Origin of the sequence: Vibrio makurazakiensis, from assembly GCF_050337375.1 — a bacterium.
GTDB classification, from domain to species: domain Bacteria; phylum Pseudomonadota; class Gammaproteobacteria; order Enterobacterales; family Vibrionaceae; genus Vibrio; species Vibrio makurazakiensis.
This window is the reverse complement of the sequence record NZ_JAKJSW010000062.1, coordinates 1-21,707: the sequence shown is the minus strand read 5'-3', so window position 1 is coordinate 21,707 and position 21,707 is coordinate 1. Positions and strand designations below refer to the sequence as shown.

Here is a 21,707-nt window from a genome sequence, read left to right as displayed (position 1 = left end):
TCTTAATACGTCATCTAAATAGAACTCAATTGTCTCAATAGATAACTTACCCGCTTCTATCTTGCTGAAATCAAGAATGTCGTTGATGATGCCCAATAGCAGGGTGGCCGAAGTGTTAATTTTGGAGACATAATCATGCTGCTTTACGTTAAGATCGGTTTTTAAAGCTAGGTGAGACATCCCTATGATCGCATTCATTGGTGTGCGAATTTCATGGCTCATATTCGCCAAAAACATCGACTTAACTTCTACAGCTTCTTCCGCTTTATTTCTCGCTTCATTCAGCTGATCTTCAACTAGCTTTCGTGAAGAGACATCACGTAAAAACATGGCGGCTTGGCACTTATCATTCAATTTAAAAATCGAAATACCAAGATCAATGGGAATAACTTTTCCTCTATGCGTATAAGTATCGAGTTCAAAAAAACCACCGACGACCTTTTCATGATCTTCAATTGTTAAAGGTCTGGAAAAAACCTCTTTGATCGTATTCGGAAGCTCCATTTTTAAGAGCGTTAATAAATTTTGACCTAAAGCTTCTTGAACGGTAAAGCCATACACGATCTCTGCCGTTTTGTTCCATAACAAAATCCGCCCCATCGAATCAATAATCGCGACACTTGATGGCGCGCCATCAATGATGGTTCGTGACAACTCTTCACTCATTCGAAGATCATGAGTACGGCTCTCGATTTCTTTTTCCAACCCATCTTTATGAGCTGCTAACTCTTGATTACGAGCTTTAAGCTCGATCATTAACTCTTCGCTACTTTGCTCTTTAATCCGCGAAAATAAGTTGTCGATATCCGACTCGGACATATTGGATTTCGCAGGTAAGTTCCATACAAAAGAAGCGCTATAAACATCGATGCACAAATTCAACTCCGACAAAAACTTGCCTGTACCATCCGACATCGGCAAATTCGCTTCTACGGTGATCACTTCATTGCTTATCGAAACGTTCAATGTGATATGCACTGATGACTCAACTAAATAGTGAATTAATTCACCACTTTTAAGCATTAAAGTATCTTGCTCAAAGAGGCTAAATCCAAGCGCCTGAAAAATAGACATCAACTTGCGTCGTAGTACTAAGGTACTGACTTCATTGCGATATAAATCTAGTGTTACTTGCTTACTCATCATCGTACCTCACCACAATGACGGTGGAGTCATCGTATTGCTTGCTGAAGTTATCAAATAAGTAATGAGTGAATATTTGTAATGATTGGTATTGAACCGAAAGGCATTCTTCTGAATTAATGTTTTCTTTTATTCCGTCGGTGGTAAATAAGAACACATCGCCTGATTTGAAAGGGCTAGTAAAACAACGTAAATGCGGCAGTAACTCACCGACTATTCCGGGTTGAGCATGGAACGACTGCCAAGGTTCCCCACACTTTCGAACAAGTGTATTCCCGACTCCCAGCCCTTTAATGGTCATCGTCTTCCGACAAAAATAAACCATTGTTACCGCTGCACCTTGCCGCTCAATAAATTGCAGATGTAATTCAGACATCAGCCAGAGGATATCAAAGCTGAAGTTATCCTTAATGAATATCTCCATTTCACGAGCCAACTTAGCTGCCTTTTCTCCATGCCCAAGCACATCGATAATAGTCACTAACAAGTCAGAGTTGTTTTCTAGCACGACAAAGCCATCACCAGACACAACTTCTCCAGTGTAAGGCTCAATCCTTGAGTAGTGCCTAAAGCCCATAGCCTGAATTCCACTTTACGATCACAATTTTTGTGCCGTGCTCAGGCGATGATTCAATACTAAATTCATCCATCATTCTTTTGACTCCGGGAAGCCCCAAACCTAGAGAGCCTTCTGTCGAAAAATTGTCGGATAACGCTAAAGGAATATCAGGGATCCCCGTACCACTATCTTTAACGACTATTTTCACACCTGTTTTTCCACAACTCTCCACCGACGATATTTCCACCACTCCTCCACAAGCATATTTAACAACGTTGGTCGCTAGCTCAGAGACGGATGTCGATACTTCACTCATTAAAGCAATAGAAAAACCCAAATTTTTCGTATAGATATAAGTACTCATTACCGCTGACATCACATCCGCTTCCGTATAGATAAAAAAGCTATCGCAACTCTGTGATGCTTGAGAATTCATAAATACCTCACGCTCAGTCAAGCAAGCGCTGTAATCCGCGCTCTAAGTTTGCCTCTGAGTCAATCTCATCAACATTAAAGTTAATTTCAATCAAGCCCATTACCGCACCAGGTCTTAACCCCACAAAGATACACTTTTTCCCCATTACGCTAACCATATGAGCAATGTTGACAAGTTCTGTCATATCTTCACGGCTAAAGATTTTTACGCCCGACATGTCTAACAAAACACCTTTAATAGCATTATTTCTAACTTGTTCGAGTAGCTGTAAACGGAAGCTCTCTAACAAACTTAATGTCAGATCTACCTGAATAGACACAACGAGAGCGTGTTCTATTTTATTAATGGCGATGACACGTTGCATATTCTAATTAGGCTCATTTAGAGGGCGAATATTCAACTCTAGTATTTTAAATGCATTCTCTAGAGCATCACGTAATGTTGCGTTCGTGCACACTTCGCCGACATTAATGCCAAGATGAACCATAGTTTGAGCTAATGATGGCGAGACACCAGAAACCAAGCATTCACAACCCATTAGCTTGGTGGCTTTAGTAATTTTAATGAAGTGGTTGGCGACCGCAGTGTCGACAACTGCCACACCGGAAATATCCATAATGAGAATCTTCGCTCGATTATCCGCTATTTTATTCAACACTGTGGTCATGATGTCTTGAGCACGTTTGGAATCAATGATACCAACGATCGGGAGCATCAAAATATCTTCCCAAATCATGGTTACTGGGGTCGACATCGCGAGTAAGGCTTCACTTTGTTCCGCAATTCTCTTGTTAATCAAACGAGAGTAAGTTTCTACAACTAGAGTGGTATCGAAATGAAGCAGTTTGGTAAACGCGGTCACTAAAGAGCTGTATTCATCACTGTATAAACTGCCGTCATACATTCGTTTGGTGTAAATCACCATAGAGATATTCATGCTGGCAAAGTAGCTAGGCAACGGCAACCCAATACGGGCATGCACTTCTCCAACATCGCGTCGGCTTTGCACGTACTGATCATCCACCTTGGCCATAAAAAAAGACTGCCAGTATCGAGTTTGCGCATCTTTTACACGAGCCAACTTTTGCTGGTCAGAAAAGAATTGTTCATACTCCGGCATTTGGTCTAACCAATCATAAAAATGCTTAACATATTCATCCAACCTTGGAATCATTATCTGCCCGAACTTTCTGATCAAAGCTAGGTCCGTTTCGGTTAAATCATGCAGCTTCAGCAGCGATTCAGTATCAACAACTGTGAATGTACTTGAGTTTAATGACATTTTTCTTTCCCCGTGATTGGTGACGAGGCACTTCTATATAGAAAACGGTCGACTCTAATTCATCCGGTTTCATAAACCTTGCCTGCACGCTACTAATAGAATAGTAAATAATTTGTTTTCTGAACGGTTTTTGTTTGAGGAACGCTCTGATCCGAACTAGAACTTAACTATTCAAATAATAATTATTTCTTCCACCTCCCTTTAAACACTTTGACAGGTGGAAAAGCGATAGAAGCAAACACAGAGGCATTTATGCGTATTAATCAGCCAGTTACTCAAAAGGAAGTGAAATTTCCTCCTAGCTTCAATTTACTTTCAGTCACCAGCCCATCTAGCCATATCACTTATGCCAGTAAAGAATTCTGTGATGTTGCTGGTTACACTCTAGAAGAATTAGTCGGTCAACCACACAATATTGTTCGACACCCTGACATGCCTCCTGAAGCTTTCGCCAACCTTTGGAAACACTTAAAGGAAGGAAATTCATGGATGGGGATGGTAAAAAATCGCTGTAAAAATGGCGATCATTACTGGGTAGATGCATTCGCATCACCTATCCGACAAAACGGCAAAGTGGTGGAGTATCAATCTGTAAGGCTGTGTCCAAGCAGAGAGAATGTTGAAAATGCTGAAAAACTGTATGCGCAGATCCGCGCTGGCAAGACGCCTATTCAACTCAAGCTACCAAGAACGCGTCTGTGGCAAAGAATCACTCTAGGCTTAATAGCAGCTATGATTCTATCGCTCGTCGCCAACAGTTTTGTACCAGGTGTCGGCCTATGGATTCTATTTTTCTCGGGGGTACTTGTCGCTTACAGCACGACACGTCGACTAGAAGCTCTATCAGGGCAAGCGCGGAAAGTGTTCGACAATCCTTTAATGGAGCTTGTCTACACGAAACATGTTGATGATATTTCAGAGGTCCAACTCGCACTCAAAATGCGCCAATCAGAACTGAACGCTGTAGTCGGAAGAATTCAAGATTCAAACGAACAAATAGGCTCGGCTGCTGAATCCTCATCCACCAACTGTGGGACGACAGCAACAAACCTTGAAGGACAAGCTCACGAGACAGAACAAGTTGCTGCTGCAATTAATGAAATGCACTCCACTGCCAACGAAATTGCCCAAAATGCCCAAAGTGCTTCAGACGCAACAGACAGCGCACATACTGCCGCAAGCGAAGGTATCGAATCCGTAAATCAAACGGTTGAGTCTATTCAGCAGCTTTCCACACAATTAAGTGAAGCTTCAGAGGTCATTTCTCAACTCGAAGCTCACGGGAAAACCATTGGTGATGTACTCGTCGTGATCCAAGGCATCGCAGAGCAGACAAACCTATTAGCGCTGAATGCCGCGATAGAAGCAGCCCGAGCGGGTGAACAAGGCCGGGGGTTTGCGGTTGTAGCAGACGAAGTTCGAACACTGGCGCAACGAAGCCATGAGTCTACCAAAGAGATTCAAAGTGTTATTGGCCATATTCAAACCAGCACTCAGCAAGCCGTGACTTCCATGCAAGAAGGGAGTCAACTCTCTAAAATCTGTGTGGAAAGCGCCGAGGTTTCAGGCGAAAAACTCGACATATTATCCCATCAGGTTTCTGACATATCCGATCGAAATGGACAGATAGCAACAGCCGTTGAAGAAATGGCGCGAGTCACCGAGGATATGAACACCAGCGTGCAGTCCATTAGCGAGTCATGTGCCGCAACTAACATCCTAGCAAGTGACACCAGTGATGAATGCCAAAACCTCGTGGATTGTTTAGATTCACAAGGCCAACTCGTTGATCAGTTTAGAAAACTCGACTAACTCTTCATTCAATACGTTCAAGGTTATGGTTAAAGTGAGTGGCGCAACGAGCTCACTTTAACCTAGCTCAAATCCCAATATAGAACGGGCGAATAATTCAAGCCCAAGCATTTTCTAACTTTATAAAATAGGGAATACATTGATATCGCACATGTGTTAATAATTCTCATTAAGGTAGTCTAGAGATTCATTTCTTAGAGTGGCTAGATTATGTTTGGAATACTATTACTGCTGCATGTCATCGGTGCAACCATTTGGACTGGCGGACATATCGTACTTTCGGTTGTGGTTCTTCCACGAGTTTTGCGCCAACGATCCCCTGAAGCGTTACTTGAGTTTGAGTCTGTTTACGAAAAAATCGGCATGCCAGCTCTGATCATTCAAATCATTACTGGCGTCCTGCTTGCCTTTCACATGCTGCCAGATTTTTCACAATGGACGAATTTTAGTCACCCTATAACACATGTTCTGTGGCTAAAGTTTTCACTGCTGTTTACCACGTTCTGCTTCGCACTGAGTGCAAGGTTTAGAGTCATCCCCAATTTGACACCAGACACACTTAAAACGATGGCCTGGCATATTATTCCAGTCACCATTCTCTCCGTCCTTTTCGTTATTGTTGGTGTATCTTTCCGTACAGGTTGGTTCTTCTGACTGATTATTCACTTGCGTATAAAACGGCATTATCACTCGGAGTCTATAATCTAATAATGACTGAAAGCATTGCGCTTTCATCTAGAAGATAGCGCGCCCTTATGTAAGAATGCGGGCTTCTCAGAATACAGATAAGAAGTACTGATATGAATTTTCAAGCCGCCATTTTTGATATGGATGGGTTACTCCTCGATACTGAACGAGTATGTAAGCGCATTTTCCAGGAAGCGTGTGAAGCTCAGAATGTAGAATTTTTGGAAGATGTTTATCTGACAATTATTGGTTGTAACTCTGCCGGCATAGAAAAAATTCTCCGCGAAGGTTACGGTCCAACTCTCGACTACCCGGCGTTAAATGCTGAGTGGCGCGAACGCTACAATGCCGTTGTTAAACACCAAGCTATTCCTGTAAAAGAAGGCGTGGTTGAACTTTTACAATGGTTAAAGGCCAATAATATTCCAACGGCTGTCGCAACATCGACCCAAAAGGACGTCGCTGAGATTAAACTTCGTTTATCGGGGCTCGACCAATACTTCGATTCATTAAGCACAGGCTGTGAAGTCAAGCACGGTAAACCTCACCCAGAAATTTATCTATTAGCAGCGAAGCGCCTAGGGGTGAAACCCGAGCTATGTTTAGCATTTGAAGATTCAAATAATGGTACACGAGCCGCTGTCGCAGCAGATATGGTCACTTACCAGATCCCAGACTTAGTTGAACCTTGTGCAGAAGTAAAAATGCTTGGGCATACTATTTTGCCATCTCTTACTGATGTGCTAGACAACTTAAAATCAAAATAGCTTTTTCAAGTCGACGCTTCTCGATCTAATATACAGCTCGACCTAATAGACAAACTGTTCAACTCGCAAGGACACGTTGTGGAATTCAAACTCGACCAATTTAACGGGATCATCATTGATCCTATCAGCATCCCAAATAACGAGAATGACTTTGCTAGCCAGCTTGCAAGTATTGTGCAGTTTTCTTCGCAAAATAAAAAAGGGATAACGTGGATAACGCTTCCTATCGAGAGCTCTAATCTGATTAAGTTTGCTACCGAATTAGGCTTCATATTTCATAACTGTTTAGAGCATGAAATTACTCTTATACACCGCGCTGAATCCGTTGAGTTTGTTCCTTTTATACCCACTCATACGTTAGGTGCTGGCGCGCTTATCACCAACGACAACAATCAAGTATTAGTGATCCGAGAGCAAGGAAGAACTGAGTTCAAGCTACCTGGCGGTCATATTGAACTTGCCGAAGAGATTGCAGAAGCGGTTGTTCGAGAGACATACGAAGAAACGGGAATTAAAGCTCGTTTCGAATCGGTGGTGGGAATGGCGACTCGTCACCCATACCAGTTTGGTAAATCGAACTTATATTTTGTTTGCCGTCTGACCGCTCTATCCTACGACATCTCGATACAAGACACCGACGAGATTGCAGAAGCCAAATGGATTGATATCAATGAGTATATTCACGATGAGAACACCGCATTATTCAACCGCCAGCTCGTAAGTTCTCTAGTCACAAAAGACGGCCTAGCGCTTACGCATTTAGACAAAAACCATGGTGTGTACAGCAAGCATGAAGTCTTCTTTTCGCAATCAGAACTTAGCTAAGATACTTTCGTTATCATTAATTTAGGTAATCACATGAACAAGCAAATTATCTCTAGCCTCGCCGCCGCTATGTTAAGTATTGTCGGCCTGATCTATCTTGTGGTCGACAGTTCATTCCCTGTTAGTCAGTGGCCAGTTCAAGCCTTCAATGACATTGTATTTAGTTTAGTGATGGGCTTCGGTGTTTCTAAATATGTGGGCTATGCCTATTCTGGAATGTTGTTTGTGGGCGTTGCTGTCATTGCTTATGCCATCGGCTTTAAGTTATCGGCTTCGTTCGCTCCCCAAAACTCCAACAAACAAGAGCGTTGATTTAACTAGCACCAATCACTTGTTACGCTTCTCCCCCATACAAAAAAGCATGCGTAAATACGCATGCTTATGAAATGGTTTCGCCAGAATCGATTACCTTTGGTGTACTCTCTGGCGCTCAATAAAGTTGGTAAGCACCCTATAATCTCGTGACTTAAGTGGTAAAGAGTCCGTTCTGCTCAACTTAATCGTTTGTGTTTTATCATCAAGTTTTACATGACTCAGCGGTACATTCGCAGTCAAATCTTGATTACACAGGCAAAGAAACCTATTTCGTAACACCACGATAGAKTTCGACTCCTCCAAGTAAATGTGATTATTCGTTTTCATTTCAATATCCATATTATTTTTTATTGTAAATAGCCTAACTAACGAACTTCTAGACCTCGGGGTCGGTTTGAGTATAGTCCTACTTTCGAGTTAGGGTAGTGAATACAGCGAAAGCTTGCTCCCTCTTCGTTTTAACCCGGACCTCGAAGCCACTCTTGAGCTTTAATTTTTAAGTTAATGATTCACCATTAAAATATTCGGCGCGCTTTTTCCCCTCCAATTTTAATCGCTGTAAACGTATTAACGTTATGTGCGGTTTTGCAACAATTACTCGATTGCTGTTCAATCAGTGCAATTGAATACTGTTACTCCCTTCACTTAGGAAGACAGACAACAATGAATGTACTAACGAGATTAAAACTGGTGATACTACTGTTATTCACCCCTGCAGCAATTGCACAAACCAACCCAGCAGTAAGTGAAATTTTAAGCTCAAAAATGCCTCCAACAGGTGTCGTATTCGAGATAATGGAATGGCAGAACGATACCTTTAGTACGCTACTGAAAGATATTGAAGACTACTCGGCTCAGCTAAAAAGCCGTCACCCAAACATTGACGTGGCCGTTGTGAGTCATGGTTCAGAACAATTCACATTGCTTGATGAAAACGCCTCTACCCATACAAATATTCACGACTTAACCAAGTCTTTAGTGAACAGTGGTATTTCAGTAGAAGTGTGTGCCACCCACGCATCGTGGAACGGGAACACCCCTGAAGATTTCGCCGAACATATTGGTGTGGTAGAGCGTGCTCCAATCGCCATTCAGCAATACCAGGATCAAGGATATACGTTGATTCGACTCTAACTGCGAGAATAATACGAAGGATTTTCTACACTGAGTTCAGCGACCTTTCTTGTCCCCGACACCATAATTCGATACGTTTAGATAACTCTTCGCAGATGTACATAGCCAAATAGGTCAATAGGTCAATAGGTCAATAGGTAAGGAAGTTTTATGATCAGCTGTAACCAATACGATTACATTGAGATAGTTTGCTTGTATCACTACCCCATCAAGCTCACCTTGAAGTCAGGAAAGATCATTGAGTGCACAGCCCAAGACACCAAGAGAAACGAAAATCGTGAAGAATGTATTTTAGTTTCTATGGAGAGCTCAAGCTCACAAGAGCTAATAATATTGGACGAAATTTCAGTATTAGAAGTAGCTGTAAGCAACCCGCACTTCCAAAAAGTGACCTTTGACTAAACGCTATATGATGAATTAAGCCATGCATCCAATAAGTAAGGAATATCATGCACGTTAGATTTATGAGAGAAAGCGACCTTGAAGAGACAGCGAAGATACATAGCGCAGCGTTCATCAGGCAGAAGCAATCTTACGAGTGGCTTCAATGCAACCTCAACGCCGCCCCTAGGTTCATGAATTTCATCGCTGAGCAGAACGGGGAGATCATTGGGTATATTATTTGGGTTCAAAAAAGTGGTTTTCGACCAGAAGCCGTTATCGAACTAGAACAACTGGCTGTTGCTGAACACTCTCAAGGTCAAGGCATAGGTAAGCGGTTAATCACTGAATCGTTATCACTTGTCCAACAGCAACTGGCAAGCAACGAATCAACACTGAAGCATGTATTGGTGACTACTCGCGCCGACAACTTCGCACAAAAACTGTATAAAGATGTGCTCGAAGCCGAAGTTGAAACCACCATTTCTAACCTTTACTCAGCCGACGAAGTACTGATGATCGCGCGAAATGTTGGTGACAGACTCTCATAAAACGATTTAATACCAATCTATTGCAAATGTTTCTAGTCAACGTGAACCATTAAAAAAGCGCCGAACTCAGTAAAGTTCGACGCTTGGTTTTATCAACTTCTATTTTTGTGTGTATGCCACACTATTTTTAGCCAACTGAGTTGTTATTATTTAAAGCCTTCAACTAGAAGAAGCCTAGCGGATTCGTGTCATAGCTAATCAGTAGGTTCTTAGTGTTCTGGTAGTGATCAAGCATCATCTTATGTGTTTCACGGCCAATGCCTGATTTTTTGTAACCACCGAAAGCTGCATGCGCAGGGTACGCGTGGTAACAGTTCACCCAAATACGTCCAGCTTCAATTCTGCGTCCCATGCGATACGCTAAATTTGCATCACGCGTCCATACTCCAGCACCCAAGCCATACTCAGTATCATTGGCGATCTCTAACGCTTCCGCTTCATCTTTAAACGTCGTTACCGCGATTACTGGGCCGAAGATTTCTTCTTGGAAAACACGCATCTTGTTGTGTCCTTCAAGCATGGTAGGCTGGATATAGTAACCATTACCGAGATCATCTGGTTGCTGCGCGATTTCACCGCCTGTCAGTACTTTCGCACCTTCTTGACGACCAATTTCTAGATAGCTCAGAATCTTATCAAACTGCTCTCGTGAAGCTTGTGCGCCAACCTGAGTATCGGTATCTAGCGGGTTACCTTGTTTGATGGTTTGAGCACGCTCAACCACTTTAGTGATGAACTTGTCGTATACCGATTCATGGATCAGTACACGTGAAGGACAAGTACACACTTCCCCTTGGTTGAAAAACGCCAGCAGCATACCTTCGACACACTTGTCTAGGTACTCATCTTCGTGGTCAAAGATATCTGGGAAATAGATATTTGGAGACTTACCACCAAGCTCAACCGTTGATGGGATCAAGCTTTCAGCAGCACATTTCAGAATATGATGACCGACTTCTGTTGAACCAGTAAAGGCCAATTTCGCTAAGCGATCACTGGTTGCCAGAGCCTGACCTGCTTCGCTACCAAAACCGTTGACGATATTCACCACGCCCGCAGGCAGCAGGTCTGCAATTTTCTCCATCATCACCAAAATAGAAGTCGGAGTTTGTTCTGCTGGCTTCATCACAACACAACAGCCTGCCGCTAAGGCAGGAGCCAGTTTCCAAGCTGCCATTAGAATTGGGAAGTTCCAAGGAATGATCTGCCCTACTACACCAATCGGTTCAGGAAAATGGTAGCTCGCGGTGTTTGAATCTAGCTCTGCTGCACTGCCTTCTTGCGCTCGAATACAACCCGCGAAATAACGGAAATGATCGACAACCAAAGGAATGTCAGCAGCTAAAGTTTCACGCACTGGCTTGCCGTTTTCCCACGTTTCAGCGACCGCGATTTCTTCTAGGTTCGCTTCAATACGGTCAGCAATTTTAAGTAGGATGTTCGAACGCTCTGTCACACTGGTCGCAGCCCAACTTGCACGAGCTGCATGTGCCGCATCAAGTGCTAGACTAATATCTGCCTCGGTCGAACGTGCTACTTGGCAATACACCTGACCATTCACTGGGGAAGTGTTATCAAAATACTCGCCGCTAACAGGTTTCACCCACTCACCACCGATAAAATTATCGTATTGAGGTTTAAAGTTCACCACTGCGTTATCACTACCCGGCTGTGCGTAAATCATAGTTAGATCCTTCTTTGATTTTAATATTGGTTGTTCGATTTTCGTTAGTTACTGCTTCATGGTTCGCTCTCGATGATTACCCATAAATGGTTGATTACCTCTACTTCACCGAAAGCCACCATGTTTATGTTTTTTGTTTAAAACACTGATACTGCGTGTTTTCTTCACACCAGTAACAACGCAAATCACACGCCAGAACGCCAAAACTTGTTGTTAATAAATTGTAAAACTATGATTACCAAACGTTTACAACCCAAAGTGAGTTGGCATTGAACGGACGTATGGAAATGACTCCAGTGTTCAACTGTTCCAATTTGGTACACCCTCACTGTTACGACATGGAACAGTCATGCAACTTCAACATGAACACACTTCATCAAATTGGCTTTCATCTTCTTGGCATCGCAGTACAGAAGCGGGCCTAAAGCAGAGACGACTACCTGAAGATATTCGCCTGTCACCATCAATACTCAAACAGCGACGTCATCAATCTTGTGACCTTATCCAGATAGTGGAGCGTATTGCTTTACCGCTGTTTAATCAGATGTTTGCCCGTACTGACAGCCGTTTAATTCTGACGGATATTGAAGGTGTGATTCTAGCGAGTTGGGGACAAGAACGGTTTAAGGAGAAGCTGACTTCGATTGCACTCAGCTCTGGAGCGTGCTGGCAAGAACAGCTCAAAGGCACCAACGCGATTGGTACAGCTATCGTTGAAGCCAAGCCTGTGTCTATCATTGGCGAACAACACTTTATCCACCAGCACCGATTTATCAGTTGTTCAGCAAGTCCGGTATTTGATCATCAAGGTCAGATGTTGGGAGTCCTGGACATCACCAGTGATCAGCAACAACATGAAGCTTCAGTACAACTTCTCGTACAAAACATGGTGCAGCTGATTGAAAACCAACTACTCAATCATATCCCGCAAGGCACCACTCGTATTGACCTTGCTTGCCAAAAATCACTATTACACAGTGGTTGGCAAGGTATTGTGATTGCTAATGAAGCGGGCGAAGTACTAGCGCATAATCAAGTCGCCTCTCAGTTACTTGATCAATCCTCGATCGTCGGTGAATGCATAGATACCCTATTCAACCGAACTTCATTAGACGCCCCGTTTGTCTTTGAAAAGCAGCACCTCAAACAACCAACAAAGAAGCGCACCCGAGCGATTTCAGCATCGTGCGATTTACATCATGGAGAACAACAAATAGAGCATGCTTGGCAGCAAGCCAACAAGGTAATAGATAAAGGGATCAGCCTATTGATATTAGGTGAAACTGGCGTAGGTAAAGGTGAATTTGTTAAAGCCTTACACAAACAGAGCCAGCGCAAATCCTCACCCTTAGTTGCCGTCAATTGTGGGGCTCTACCGAAAGATCTTATCGAATCTGAATTATTCGGTTACGCGCCGGGAGCCTTTACCGGTGCGAGTAACAAAGGCTTTCAAGGTAAAATTCGCCAGGCCGATAAAGGGATTCTATTTCTGGATGAAATAGCCGATATGCCGTTGGAGGCGCAATGTCGATTGCTGCATGTTCTGCAAGATAAGTCCGTGGTGCCTGTTGGTTCGAACCAGAGCTACCAAGTCGACTGCCAGATCATCGCTGCGACTCATAAAAACCTAGAGCAACTCGTCGCCACTGGAGAGTTCAGACAAGATTTGTATTACCGATTGAATGGTTTAGCTTTTACCTTGCCAAGCCTACAACAACGACAAGACAAGCAAGCCCTGATCGAAAATATTCACCGTAAATACGCAGAAAGTGAGCAAAGCATTTGTCCGCATTTAATGAGCTTATTGTGCACCTATTCTTGGCCGGGAAATATCCGAGAGTTAGATAACTTACTAAAGGTAGCGTCTCTGCTCGCTAGTGACGAACCGCAGCTCAGTTTAGAGCATGTACCTAGCCATCTTGCACAGCATCTCACCTCTTTAGTGCCTGCGACTCAACACTCTGTTGGAACTACTTATTCTTCGCCAAGCATGCGATTGGATACAGCGCCACAAGCGAATTTAAAAAGTACGGTAGAAGATACCCTGCTACAAACATATCAAGCCAATCAAGGGAACATCAGTAAGACATCGCGGATCCTTGGGATCAGCCGTAACACGATTTATCGAAAGCTGAAAAGCCTAGGTATCCTTCAGTAATATAGACATGCCATCGCCATGCCTAGTCTGACCTATAAGTCTATAGATCTATGAGCCTATGAGTAGCAGTCTCTATACTTAGTCGTTTCTATCTAGTTCGACGAGTTGGCTAAGCACCTCTTTGTCCAACACCGGGTGATGCTTACTCGCGAGCAACAGTACGATGTCTACCGCAGGTAACGGTGGCATGTCGTCAAGAATCTTCAAATCAGGTGTGACACTGAGCTTGCCCATCGCACCAATTGCCAACCCAGCTTTGACGATTGCACGCTGCGCTGAAGCCGTGTTACTACAGGCTAGTAATTGATAGGGTATCCCCTGCTTAGTTAAACCATTTACCGCCGCGGCGTGGTATTTACAGTCAGTCTGAAATAGAGCCAAAGGGACAGGCTTAGAGTCATCCAAGACATAATCAGAACTGCTTATCCACACTCCGACATCATGGGTCAGCCAATATCCTTCTTCACTGTCAGGTGCTCTGGTCACAATCGCGGCATCTAATCGGCCATCATCAAGCCACTCTCTGAGCGTAATGCTTGGTAAGCTGAATACTTGAATAGAACAGGTTGGCTCTGCTTGTTGTAGCAAACGAATGACTTTTGGCAGAATAGTGTCGTTATAGTCTTCAGGGCAGCCGAGTCGTAGCGGTTGTTTGTCTTCGTAACGCTTAACTTGCTTAAGAGCGGTATTGTGGAGTGCGACCAACTGTTCAGCATGGGAACGCAAGGCTAAACCCGCTTCAGTCAGCACTAAATTACGCCCCTCTTTCTGAAAAAGAGTGACGTTGAGTTCCTCTTCCAACTTACGCATCTGCGCGCTAAATGCCGATTGGGTGCGATTGATCTGTTTGGCAGCTCGCGTGAAGCTACTGGTTTCCACAAACGCGAGAAAGCCTCGCAAAGCATCAATATCCATATTGAAATAACAACCCATCGTTTTTATTAATGTATTGCATCAAAATTATCCGTTAGTGCGCAGTAATACAATCCCCTAAGCTCAAATGCATGCCCTAGGCTCAAAAGCATACCCACTAAACGCAAGGAAGCACCTATGCAGCTTTATATTGGAAACCAGAACTACTCAACTTGGTCACTGCGCGCTTGGCTAATATTCGACAACTACAACTTGAATGCAGAAGTTATCAAGCTCAAGCTTTTCACCTCCGACTTTTACGACACTCTAGCCTCAGTAACACCGACTGCGAAAGTCCCGACTCTAGTAGATGGTGACGTTGCTGTGTGGGATTCCTTAGCGATTCTCGAATATGTGAACGATGCCTATTTGGACGGTGCTGCGTGGCCAACTTCAGTTACAGAACGCGCCCATGCACGAGCAATTTCCGCAGAGATGCACTCTGGGTTCTTCAATCTAAGAAATGAAGTGCCAATGAACTGCCGAGCAAAAAGAGCGCTCACTCTTAGTGGTGGCGCATTGAAAGACATCGCACGTATCGATGCGATTTGGTCAACGCAAATGGAACAATACCCAGAAGGCTGGTTGTTCGGTGAGTGGTCGATTGCTGATGCGATGTTCGCCCCTGTAGCGCTGCGCGCAAAAACTTATGGCATCAAGCTTTCAGAAAAGGCATCACAATATCAACAGCGCGTGCTCAATAGCGCGTCTATTAAAAAATGGTTAACCGAGGCAAGCTTAGAAACCGAAGTGGTTGAAGAGGATGAGGCTGGTGAGCCTGTATAAGTAGATTCCAATGAGTCTCGAATAGCGTCGAGACTCATTGCTTTCATAAGGGAATACGATTTACTGAGTCGCTATTCAGCTGTAACGCTGTCTTGGTGAACGTTCGCTTCAAATTCCAATATGTCACCCGGTTGGCATTCTAACACTTCACACAACTTGTCTAGTGTAGATAGCCTTACCGCTTTGGCCTTGCCATTCTTTAACACCGACAAGTTGGCTTCTGTAATCCCTACTTCTTTTGCCAATGTCTTTAATCGCATTTTTCGCTTGGCCATCATAATGTCTAAATTAATGCAGATAGTCATGACAAGTCCTTTAAATCGTGTGGCTGTGTTCGTCGGCCAAAATATAACCCTCTTTCATCACCCATGAGATGATCAAGATAATCATACCCAATATCAGGGTTAAAAAATCCATGCCGACAAAACTAATTGCCAATATTCGTTCACCAGGAGGATTATTGAACGACAATACTACAGACATCGCTGCACCATAGATCACCGACCCAAATACCCAGTAAAACAAGCAGTAACCAAGCTTCTGATAAAACATTGCATTTTCTAGTGAGAAGATTTCTCCGCGTTCATAATTACGGAATAAACGTATCAGAACCATTAACGCATACAAAACAATGCTCCACACGGCCAAACTTGTGAGCATCGCGATGATTCTTGTGGTCAATGTTAATGGCAATGTCGTAAAAGATTCAATTTCGTAAGAAAACTGAACAATGCCCATATTAGTAAGGAAGTCATAGGGAGTTTGAACGGCTAGCCAAAAGTAACACACCATGATTGGTACAAGTGCAAAAAGACATTGCAGTAGCATGCGAACACGTCGGCTTTGTTTTTGAATGTTAGACATAGTTATTGTTCCTGTTGAGTTGACAGGAGGATACTAAGATCAAAACAAACGATGATCAATAAAAAAATATCGATAAACGATAATTTTTCAAAGTATGCTCTTCAATAACTCACTGAACTTCGACGCTATCCACTGATGCGAAGCTGATGTAAATGTACGCTGATGTTGCAGTAAATATAGGTCGACGTGATATTGCTTACTGTCTACAAAATCGTAAATATCCACAAACTGGCTATCGAAACCCGGTAGTGCATTCAACGCATTCATACCGAAGATCACCGCATCTGAACGAGACGCGATCTCCATCAACACATGAGTTTGGGTGCTTCGAAGTTTTGGGCGTTTGTCACTTTCCAACTGTAATAGAACTTGTTGAAGAGGCGTGTTGAATGCTTGCTTGTGGTCTTCTTCTACGTTCATAGCGACTATAGGATATCGCATGATTTCATCTAAAGTAGTGTCTTTTCCAACCAGCGGGTGGTCTTTACGAACAAACAGTTTGGGATAGATTGTTCCTATTTTTGTCGCTTGGTATTTTTGATCTAGCGAGCTTGAATAATGAATAGCAAAGTCTAACTTCCCTTTGTCGAGTAAGTCGTAAGGGTTACTTTTGGCGGCCATTTCTATCAAGTTGACGTCAGGAGCTTCTTCAAATAACCCTAAGGCTAGATTGGGAAGAATGGTACTTCCTAGAAACGTAGGCAAAGAGATCGAAAAGGTATCATTACATTCACGAGGATCAAATTGACTACGTTGAAACAACGCACCCAACTGCGGAAGAATGTGTTGCAGCTCTTGACCTAACTCTAGCGACTTTGATGTCGGTGTCAGGCCAGTAGAGGTTCGGATAAAAAGGGGATCATCGAAGGTTTCTCTCAACCGCTTTAAGCTCCGGCTCATGGCTGATTGCGAGACAAATAATACCTTTGCAGCATTGGTTACATTGCGTTCTCTAAGTAATGTGTCAAAGGCCACCAGCAAATTCAGGTCGACTCGATTCAATTGATATGAAATATCTTTTTGCATAATCCCTCTGCGGTATTGAACAACGACATTGTTTAGAACGAACTAACCATAACACGAAAAGATACACCCACTTAAAGGTGTATCCAATCTTGATTAGCCTGCTACTTTACTTTGATAGAATTACTCGTTTACTTTAATAAAGTCACCTGGCTTCCATGAATTATCAAACCATTTTTCTGTCGGTGAATACATACGGAAAATGATATTAAAACCTTTCCCTTCCGTCGTTTGCACCCAGTTGTTTTCCATTCCTTTTGGCGCATCAGGTGCAAAGTGTATGGTGATAGAACCATCACTGTTTTTCTTAATGTCTTCACTCAAACCATCGATACCCGCAGATTTTTGGTCGGTTTCTAACATGGAACGCGTCTGGTTATCGTAGATCATAAATGACCAGAACTTCTCTACAGGCGCATTCGGCGGCAGTGTTACCGTGTAGTGCTGGCTACCATCTAGCACTTCCTGATTGGCATCACGCGTTGCCAATAAGTAATCCGAACCTTTACCTACGGTTTTCGTCACCATATCAGGGGTAATTCCCGTTGCCATGAAGTGAAATGTTGCTCGCATATCAGAGTCAATAACCCCATTTGCGTCTTTAAATTCATGCCCTGAGACTAACGGAGTAAACCATTGTCTATCTTCGTAGCGAAACATCTCTTCCTTAGGATGAAAATAGGTAGAGCGCGCTTCAGCGGTTGCTATTTTGGCCGCTTCCGACAGGATTTGCTGCATGCGCTTATTGGGAGCAAATTCCTGCCCTTTTTCGATTCCGATATCTTTGGCTAACGACAACCATTCAGCATCAAAAATCGCCGTAGGTTCGTATTGAATGAGTGCATTCACCTCATCGTAAAATGTCGCATCCATTGCATGAATAGTGTTGTAGTCGACACCTGAAATATTCATGAACTCTGTGTTGTCTTTCTCTCCATACGGGTAAAGCTTAGTGGTCTCTTTCAGCGTCGCAATACTCGCTTGCATTTCATCTGGCGAGCTTACAAGACGCAATAACAACCAGTGCTGATAACCTTCACTGACGATTTCAATGTATCCCTCTGGCACTTCACCTTCCCACGAGGAATGGCGGATAAAGTACTTGCCTGACTTTGCGATATTGTCTGGATGGGTAACACCAATTCGGTCTACATATTTAAACGCAGCGTTGTCGAGTAAGCCAAGTACTGGGGTTGGAATTTCCAGAACAACCGGGCCATTTTTCACATCAATTTCAGAAGTGATATACGGTGTGGTTGTATTCGCGGTTAACCACAGGCTATTGGCGTCTAAGTTGTCTTCAGAAATCGCAATGGTTTGGTTCGGCTTCATGCCAATACTTTCGTGCCCCAGTAGCAACCCTTGTATCGAAGCAACAGGAATACCGGACAGAAACACACGAACCGCATTGGAGACTTGAACAAAGTCTTGCACCTTAGTGTGCGTTTCTTCAGTAGGTGCGCCATCGGTATAGTTCAGCTCTCCTAGATAGTCTGACTCAACCTTATTTGGGGTGATGATACTCTCTGGTACTTGGGCACTATATTTAGGCTCAGCGAATGCAAAAGATGAACAACCTAAAGTAATCAGTAACGTAGCAATAATGGATTTTTTCATAATAATTTCTCTTATCTAATGTGATTCAGATAGCCTAGACAGCCCCAGTTTGTGTTCTCCACCAAGGCAAAGCACGAGGCTATTTATTTCCAGAGACGGTTGAGTCTCTATTGCTGGCTAGTCACTGATTTTCTCCATGTCTTCTAGCATCCAGTTCTTAAAGAATGTTTTCGAGGTTGGTCGGTAAAGTCGGAACAACAAGAAGTAATCTTCTCCACCCGTAGGCACCCAGTTATTCTCTTGCCCTTTTGGTGCTTCTGGGCCGAAGTACAGGTCGTAAGAACCGTCTGGATTCTTTTTCATCGTGTCTGCGTTTCGAGAAGATAGTCCTACTCGGTCGACACCTTTAACAAAGTTCTTGGTTTCCATGTTGTAAACAATGGCAGACCAGAAATCTTCAACTGGCGTATCGGCTGGCACGTTGAGCTTATACGTCGCTTTACCATCTAACATTTCACCTTTTGAATCACGCAGCCCCGTTAGGTAGAAGGTTGAACCACCCAGTTGTTTCGGTAAATAAGTCACATAAAAGTACGACGCTGCACGCTTATCGACTAACACCTCATTTTCATCAACAAATGGGAAGCCAAGCTGAGCCTGAGGGCCAAAGTTCCAGAAAGACCATTGTGAAAGTGGTTTGCCATTTTCATCTTTCCATAGCGCGCTAACCGTTTGATCAGGCTCTACGAATTTCGACTGCATGTGCGCATACGCCATCAGTACTCCCTCACGAATCGCTTTTTTCTGCTCTTCTGACGGGTCGAATTTTTTGCCTTTCTCGATACCAAGATCTTTGAGTAACGAAACCATCGCCTTATCTTGTGTTCTAACAGGGTTCTCTTGAATGACATCATTAATATCTTGGAAGAACGTCTCGTTGTAATACGGAAGGCTGTCATACGCGACATCCGTTGCATCTAAGTAGTCTGTTTTTGGTGGATTTTTGGCATCCGAAAGGTTGTAGATTTTGATTCTCTTTGCGTAGTTACCCGCATCTAAATCTGTTGCTCCATTGGTCAACGACGGTCTGAACGAAAAGCCATACAAATACGTGTCTGTTTCAAACACCAAATAACCTTGGTTTTCTAACTCTTGCTTAGTACCAAGTTCATTATCGTAACCTGGTGGTAAGAATAGATACTTTCCTCCCTTACCTTCATCAGCACCTTTGTACCCCACATCTGTAATCGGCACCTCCCATTGGTTAACAATCGAGCCAAAGTAATTCACCTTGTCTGTTGCAGCCGGAACTTCAATAACGACAGGGCCATTTTTAGAGGTTGTGGTTGCCCAAGCATAAGCCGTGGTGTCGTTAGCCGTAAGGAAGCCTTTTTCAGAACCAAAAGGTTCGTTAACGTAAACCACATCGTTGAAATCGCCATTCAGGTCGCGACGAGTCGCTTTCAAAAAATCAATCTGGGTGACTGCTGGCATGTAATGAATAGCGGTTTGCGTGGCACGTTGTACCATCATTTTGTATTCAAGATTTTCGATCTGCGATGCGCGGTTAAGGATGTCATCAGTATCATCAAATGACTGAGAATAGACCGGCAATGTACTGATAGTGAGTAGCGAAGCGAGTAGAAGTTTTTTCATGTTGAGCATATCTCTTCGTAAAGTTGAAACATTCAATTGTTTAAAAAACATCCTTTGTTTGAACCAAGTATACGAATGAGACCAAAATTCATCCAATGACTTATAGTCATTAGTAATTATTCATTTTCAGGATAATACTAGTGGTAATTGATAGGATAACCCTTCGAATTTTGGCAAGGTGCGTGCAGCATTATTCTTAATTGTTGTTTAGCGAAAGGTAGGGGAAGTCGAGCCTGAGCCGCTCGGACAATGCATGACGCTGGGTAAAAAAATGTTTATAGTCATCGCTCAAACGTTTCAAATTTATTGAGTCAGAGGTAGTAATGATCAAGTGGCCATCTTTAGTAAAGCTCGACGGCGATGACGAACTCATTTACGTAGAAACCGAGCACGACTTTCACGCAGAGTGCTCTGACATGATATTAGGTGACGATGATTACCTGATAGATTCAGACGGTGTCAGTTACTCACTACAATTGAAGTCAGGAGCTAATCAACCGACGCTATCTAGTCAAACACAAAATCACTCCATTGAATCTATTACTCAACTGATTCGTGCTCATGAATTTCAAAAAGCAGAAATGTGCCTAACCAAAATTCACTTTCCATCTATTTCAGAAGCAATCCGCTCTTTATCGTTTGAGCAATAAGACTGAATATTGACCGTCAAAACATAGGTTTTGATAGCCGGACAAATAAGGCGGTCGATAAAACGAGTCCAAATGAACAATGAGATAAAGCTAAAAGACCAAGATAAGTGGCTTCAGGGTTGGAAGTAGGACAACATTAAGTTAGTCTGCTCCCCCCAAATAACGATAAGAATAATGACTCAGAATGGCTATTAACTGGATTGTTCGATCCGTAACACTCGACGATGCAAAAGGCATCACTGAAGTATTAAACCCAATCATTGAAGAAGGTTTGCATACTATCCTTGATCGACCTTTCTCGGTCGATGCAGAAAAGCAATTTATCTTGGACTTCCCAAAACGCGGTGTGTTTCAAGTGGCTATTCACCCAGAAAGCCAAGAAGTCGCAGGTTTCCAAAATGTCGAACCGTTCGCGGGCTACACATGCTCTTTTGACCATGTTGGTGTGATCGGCACTTTCGTTAGCAGCAAATATCGCAGACAAGGCGTTGCATCAAGCCTATTCCAAGCAACCTTTAATGCGGC

At 43.2% G+C, this 21,707-nt stretch carries 24 protein-coding genes; 12 read left to right on the top strand and 12 right to left on the bottom strand.

Features of this window, described 5'->3' with window-relative positions; translation table 11 throughout:
• The 5 genes from L4C33_RS09375 to L4C33_RS09355 form a co-directional block, all read right to left on the bottom strand.
• On the bottom strand, window positions 1–1,146 hold a 1,146-nt coding region (locus L4C33_RS09375), incomplete at its 3' end, for a histidine kinase dimerization/phospho-acceptor domain-containing protein (protein WP_428812172.1).
• The gene (locus L4C33_RS09370) at window positions 1,136–1,720 is read right to left on the bottom strand and encodes a PP2C family serine/threonine-protein phosphatase (RefSeq protein ID WP_428812171.1); all 585 of its coding nucleotides are present in this window, start codon (window positions 1,718–1,720) and stop codon (window positions 1,136–1,138) included. The genes L4C33_RS09375 and L4C33_RS09370, both read right to left, overlap by 11 nt.
• On the bottom strand, window positions 1,710–2,138 hold the full coding sequence (locus L4C33_RS09365) for an anti-sigma regulatory factor (protein ID WP_428812170.1): 429 nt from the start codon (window positions 2,136–2,138) through the stop codon (window positions 1,710–1,712). Before L4C33_RS09365 ends, L4C33_RS09370 begins: the two co-directional genes overlap by 11 nt.
• A gap of 13 nt (window positions 2,139–2,151) precedes the next feature.
• On the bottom strand, window positions 2,152–2,502 hold the full coding sequence (locus tag L4C33_RS09360) for an STAS domain-containing protein (RefSeq protein ID WP_428812169.1): 351 nt from the start codon (window positions 2,500–2,502) through the stop codon (window positions 2,152–2,154).
• 3 nt (window positions 2,503–2,505) lie between these two features.
• The gene (locus L4C33_RS09355) at window positions 2,506–3,420 is read right to left on the bottom strand and encodes a protoglobin domain-containing protein (RefSeq protein ID WP_428812168.1); all 915 of its coding nucleotides are present in this window, start codon (window positions 3,418–3,420) and stop codon (window positions 2,506–2,508) included.
• A gap of 252 nt (window positions 3,421–3,672) precedes the next feature.
• Between L4C33_RS09355 and L4C33_RS09350 the strand changes: the two genes are divergently transcribed.
• From L4C33_RS09350 to L4C33_RS09315, 8 genes are all read left to right on the top strand, one after another.
• The gene (locus tag L4C33_RS09350; RefSeq protein ID WP_428812167.1) at window positions 3,673–5,232 is read left to right on the top strand and encodes a methyl-accepting chemotaxis protein; all 1,560 of its coding nucleotides are present in this window, start codon (window positions 3,673–3,675) and stop codon (window positions 5,230–5,232) included.
• A 210-nt stretch (window positions 5,233–5,442) separates the two neighbouring features.
• On the top strand, window positions 5,443–5,886 hold the full coding sequence (locus L4C33_RS09345) for a CopD family protein (protein WP_428812166.1): 444 nt from the start codon (window positions 5,443–5,445) through the stop codon (window positions 5,884–5,886).
• A 146-nt stretch (window positions 5,887–6,032) separates the two neighbouring features.
• Window positions 6,033–6,686, top strand: a complete 654-nt coding sequence (locus L4C33_RS09340; RefSeq protein ID WP_428812165.1) for an HAD family hydrolase — start codon at window positions 6,033–6,035, stop codon at window positions 6,684–6,686.
• A gap of 78 nt (window positions 6,687–6,764) precedes the next feature.
• Window positions 6,765–7,511 (top strand): NUDIX domain-containing protein, encoded by a 747-nt coding sequence (locus L4C33_RS09335; protein WP_428812164.1) that lies wholly within the window; start codon window positions 6,765–6,767, stop codon window positions 7,509–7,511.
• Between the two features lie 33 nt (window positions 7,512–7,544).
• Complete coding sequence (locus tag L4C33_RS09330) at window positions 7,545–7,823, top strand: hypothetical protein (protein ID WP_428812163.1); 279 nt, start codon at window positions 7,545–7,547, stop codon at window positions 7,821–7,823.
• A gap of 666 nt (window positions 7,824–8,489) precedes the next feature.
• Entirely contained in the window at window positions 8,490–8,960 is a 471-nt protein-coding gene (locus L4C33_RS09325; protein ID WP_428812162.1) for a DsrE family protein, read from the top strand.
• 150 nt (window positions 8,961–9,110) lie between these two features.
• Window positions 9,111–9,362, top strand: coding sequence for a Rho-binding antiterminator (locus tag L4C33_RS09320; protein ID WP_428812161.1), 252 nt, complete (start codon window positions 9,111–9,113; stop codon window positions 9,360–9,362).
• 62 nt (window positions 9,363–9,424) lie between these two features.
• Window positions 9,425–9,892, top strand: coding sequence for a GNAT family N-acetyltransferase (locus tag L4C33_RS09315; RefSeq protein WP_428812173.1), 468 nt, complete (start codon window positions 9,425–9,427; stop codon window positions 9,890–9,892).
• A 163-nt stretch (window positions 9,893–10,055) separates the two neighbouring features.
• On the opposite strand, the gene exaC is transcribed toward L4C33_RS09315, so the two are convergent.
• Window positions 10,056–11,576 (bottom strand): acetaldehyde dehydrogenase ExaC, encoded by a 1,521-nt coding sequence (gene exaC, locus L4C33_RS09310; protein ID WP_428812160.1) that lies wholly within the window; start codon window positions 11,574–11,576, stop codon window positions 10,056–10,058.
• A gap of 349 nt (window positions 11,577–11,925) precedes the next feature.
• Here exaC and L4C33_RS09305 point away from each other — a divergent pair, with 349 nt between their 5' ends.
• Window positions 11,926–13,734, top strand: coding sequence for a sigma-54-dependent Fis family transcriptional regulator (locus L4C33_RS09305; RefSeq protein ID WP_428812159.1), 1,809 nt, complete (start codon window positions 11,926–11,928; stop codon window positions 13,732–13,734).
• A gap of 78 nt (window positions 13,735–13,812) precedes the next feature.
• On the opposite strand, the gene L4C33_RS09300 is transcribed toward L4C33_RS09305, so the two are convergent.
• Window positions 13,813–14,667 carry a LysR family transcriptional regulator gene (locus tag L4C33_RS09300; protein WP_428812158.1) on the bottom strand — a complete coding sequence of 285 codons (855 nt, stop codon included), beginning with the start codon at window positions 14,665–14,667 and terminating at the stop codon, window positions 13,813–13,815.
• Between the two features lie 117 nt (window positions 14,668–14,784).
• On the opposite strand from L4C33_RS09300, the gene L4C33_RS09295 reads away from it, so the two are divergent.
• Window positions 14,785–15,432, top strand: a complete 648-nt coding sequence (locus tag L4C33_RS09295; RefSeq protein ID WP_428812157.1) for a glutathione S-transferase family protein — start codon at window positions 14,785–14,787, stop codon at window positions 15,430–15,432.
• A gap of 71 nt (window positions 15,433–15,503) precedes the next feature.
• On the opposite strand, the gene L4C33_RS09290 is transcribed toward L4C33_RS09295, so the two are convergent.
• From L4C33_RS09290 to L4C33_RS09270, 5 genes are all read right to left on the bottom strand, one after another.
• Complete coding sequence (locus L4C33_RS09290) at window positions 15,504–15,737, bottom strand: helix-turn-helix domain-containing protein (RefSeq protein ID WP_192891370.1); 234 nt, start codon at window positions 15,735–15,737, stop codon at window positions 15,504–15,506.
• 10 nt (window positions 15,738–15,747) lie between these two features.
• Entirely contained in the window at window positions 15,748–16,296 is a 549-nt protein-coding gene (locus L4C33_RS09285) for a DUF2975 domain-containing protein (protein WP_428812156.1), read from the bottom strand.
• An 87-nt stretch (window positions 16,297–16,383) separates the two neighbouring features.
• On the bottom strand, window positions 16,384–17,322 hold the full coding sequence (locus L4C33_RS09280) for a LysR family transcriptional regulator (RefSeq protein WP_428812155.1): 939 nt from the start codon (window positions 17,320–17,322) through the stop codon (window positions 16,384–16,386).
• Between the two features lie 120 nt (window positions 17,323–17,442).
• Entirely contained in the window at window positions 17,443–18,936 is a 1,494-nt protein-coding gene (locus tag L4C33_RS09275) for a DUF1254 domain-containing protein (protein WP_428812154.1), read from the bottom strand.
• A 117-nt stretch (window positions 18,937–19,053) separates the two neighbouring features.
• Window positions 19,054–20,532: a DUF1214 domain-containing protein gene (locus L4C33_RS09270; protein WP_428812153.1), complete on the bottom strand. Its 1,479-nt coding sequence runs from the start codon at window positions 20,530–20,532 to the stop codon at window positions 19,054–19,056.
• A 323-nt stretch (window positions 20,533–20,855) separates the two neighbouring features.
• Here L4C33_RS09270 and L4C33_RS09265 point away from each other — a divergent pair, with 323 nt between their 5' ends.
• Together L4C33_RS09265 and L4C33_RS09260 are read left to right on the top strand one after the other, a co-directional pair.
• Window positions 20,856–21,182 carry a DUF4144 domain-containing protein gene (locus L4C33_RS09265; protein ID WP_428812152.1) on the top strand — a complete coding sequence of 109 codons (327 nt, stop codon included), beginning with the start codon at window positions 20,856–20,858 and terminating at the stop codon, window positions 21,180–21,182.
• A gap of 184 nt (window positions 21,183–21,366) precedes the next feature.
• Window positions 21,367–21,707: GNAT family N-acetyltransferase (locus L4C33_RS09260; protein WP_428812151.1), on the top strand; the 341-nt coding region annotated here is incomplete at its 3' end.

Coding starts and splice junctions, on each gene's coding strand:
- L4C33_RS09355 (WP_428812168.1), bottom strand. CDS start 3,420: ATGTCATTAAACTCAAGTACATTCACAGTTGTTGATACTGAATCGCTG.
- L4C33_RS09350 (WP_428812167.1), top strand. CDS start 3,673: ATGCGTATTAATCAGCCAGTTACTCAAAAGGAAGTGAAATTTCCTCCT.
- L4C33_RS09300 (WP_428812158.1), bottom strand. CDS start 14,667: ATGGGTTGTTATTTCAATATGGATATTGATGCTTTGCGAGGCTTTCTC.
- L4C33_RS09285 (WP_428812156.1), bottom strand. CDS start 16,296: ATGTCTAACATTCAAAAACAAAGCCGACGTGTTCGCATGCTACTGCAA.
- L4C33_RS09365 (WP_428812170.1), bottom strand. CDS start 2,138: ATGAATTCTCAAGCATCACAGAGTTGCGATAGCTTTTTTATCTATACG.
- L4C33_RS09305 (WP_428812159.1), top strand. CDS start 11,926: ATGCAACTTCAACATGAACACACTTCATCAAATTGGCTTTCATCTTCT.
- L4C33_RS09295 (WP_428812157.1), top strand. CDS start 14,785: ATGCAGCTTTATATTGGAAACCAGAACTACTCAACTTGGTCACTGCGC.
- L4C33_RS09370 (WP_428812171.1), bottom strand. CDS start 1,720: ATGGGCTTTAGGCACTACTCAAGGATTGAGCCTTACACTGGAGAAGTT.
- L4C33_RS09265 (WP_428812152.1), top strand. CDS start 20,856: ATGATCAAGTGGCCATCTTTAGTAAAGCTCGACGGCGATGACGAACTC.
- L4C33_RS09315 (WP_428812173.1), top strand. CDS start 9,425: ATGAGAGAAAGCGACCTTGAAGAGACAGCGAAGATACATAGCGCAGCG.
- L4C33_RS09345 (WP_428812166.1), top strand. CDS start 5,443: ATGTTTGGAATACTATTACTGCTGCATGTCATCGGTGCAACCATTTGG.
- L4C33_RS09290 (WP_192891370.1), bottom strand. CDS start 15,737: ATGACTATCTGCATTAATTTAGACATTATGATGGCCAAGCGAAAAATG.
- L4C33_RS09320 (WP_428812161.1), top strand. CDS start 9,111: ATGATCAGCTGTAACCAATACGATTACATTGAGATAGTTTGCTTGTAT.
- L4C33_RS09340 (WP_428812165.1), top strand. CDS start 6,033: ATGAATTTTCAAGCCGCCATTTTTGATATGGATGGGTTACTCCTCGAT.
- L4C33_RS09280 (WP_428812155.1), bottom strand. CDS start 17,322: ATGCAAAAAGATATTTCATATCAATTGAATCGAGTCGACCTGAATTTG.
- exaC (WP_428812160.1), bottom strand. CDS start 11,576: ATGATTTACGCACAGCCGGGTAGTGATAACGCAGTGGTGAACTTTAAA.
- L4C33_RS09360 (WP_428812169.1), bottom strand. CDS start 2,502: ATGCAACGTGTCATCGCCATTAATAAAATAGAACACGCTCTCGTTGTG.
- L4C33_RS09270 (WP_428812153.1), bottom strand. CDS start 20,532: ATGAAAAAACTTCTACTCGCTTCGCTACTCACTATCAGTACATTGCCG.
- L4C33_RS09330 (WP_428812163.1), top strand. CDS start 7,545: ATGAACAAGCAAATTATCTCTAGCCTCGCCGCCGCTATGTTAAGTATT.
- L4C33_RS09325 (WP_428812162.1), top strand. CDS start 8,490: ATGAATGTACTAACGAGATTAAAACTGGTGATACTACTGTTATTCACC.
- L4C33_RS09275 (WP_428812154.1), bottom strand. CDS start 18,936: ATGAAAAAATCCATTATTGCTACGTTACTGATTACTTTAGGTTGTTCA.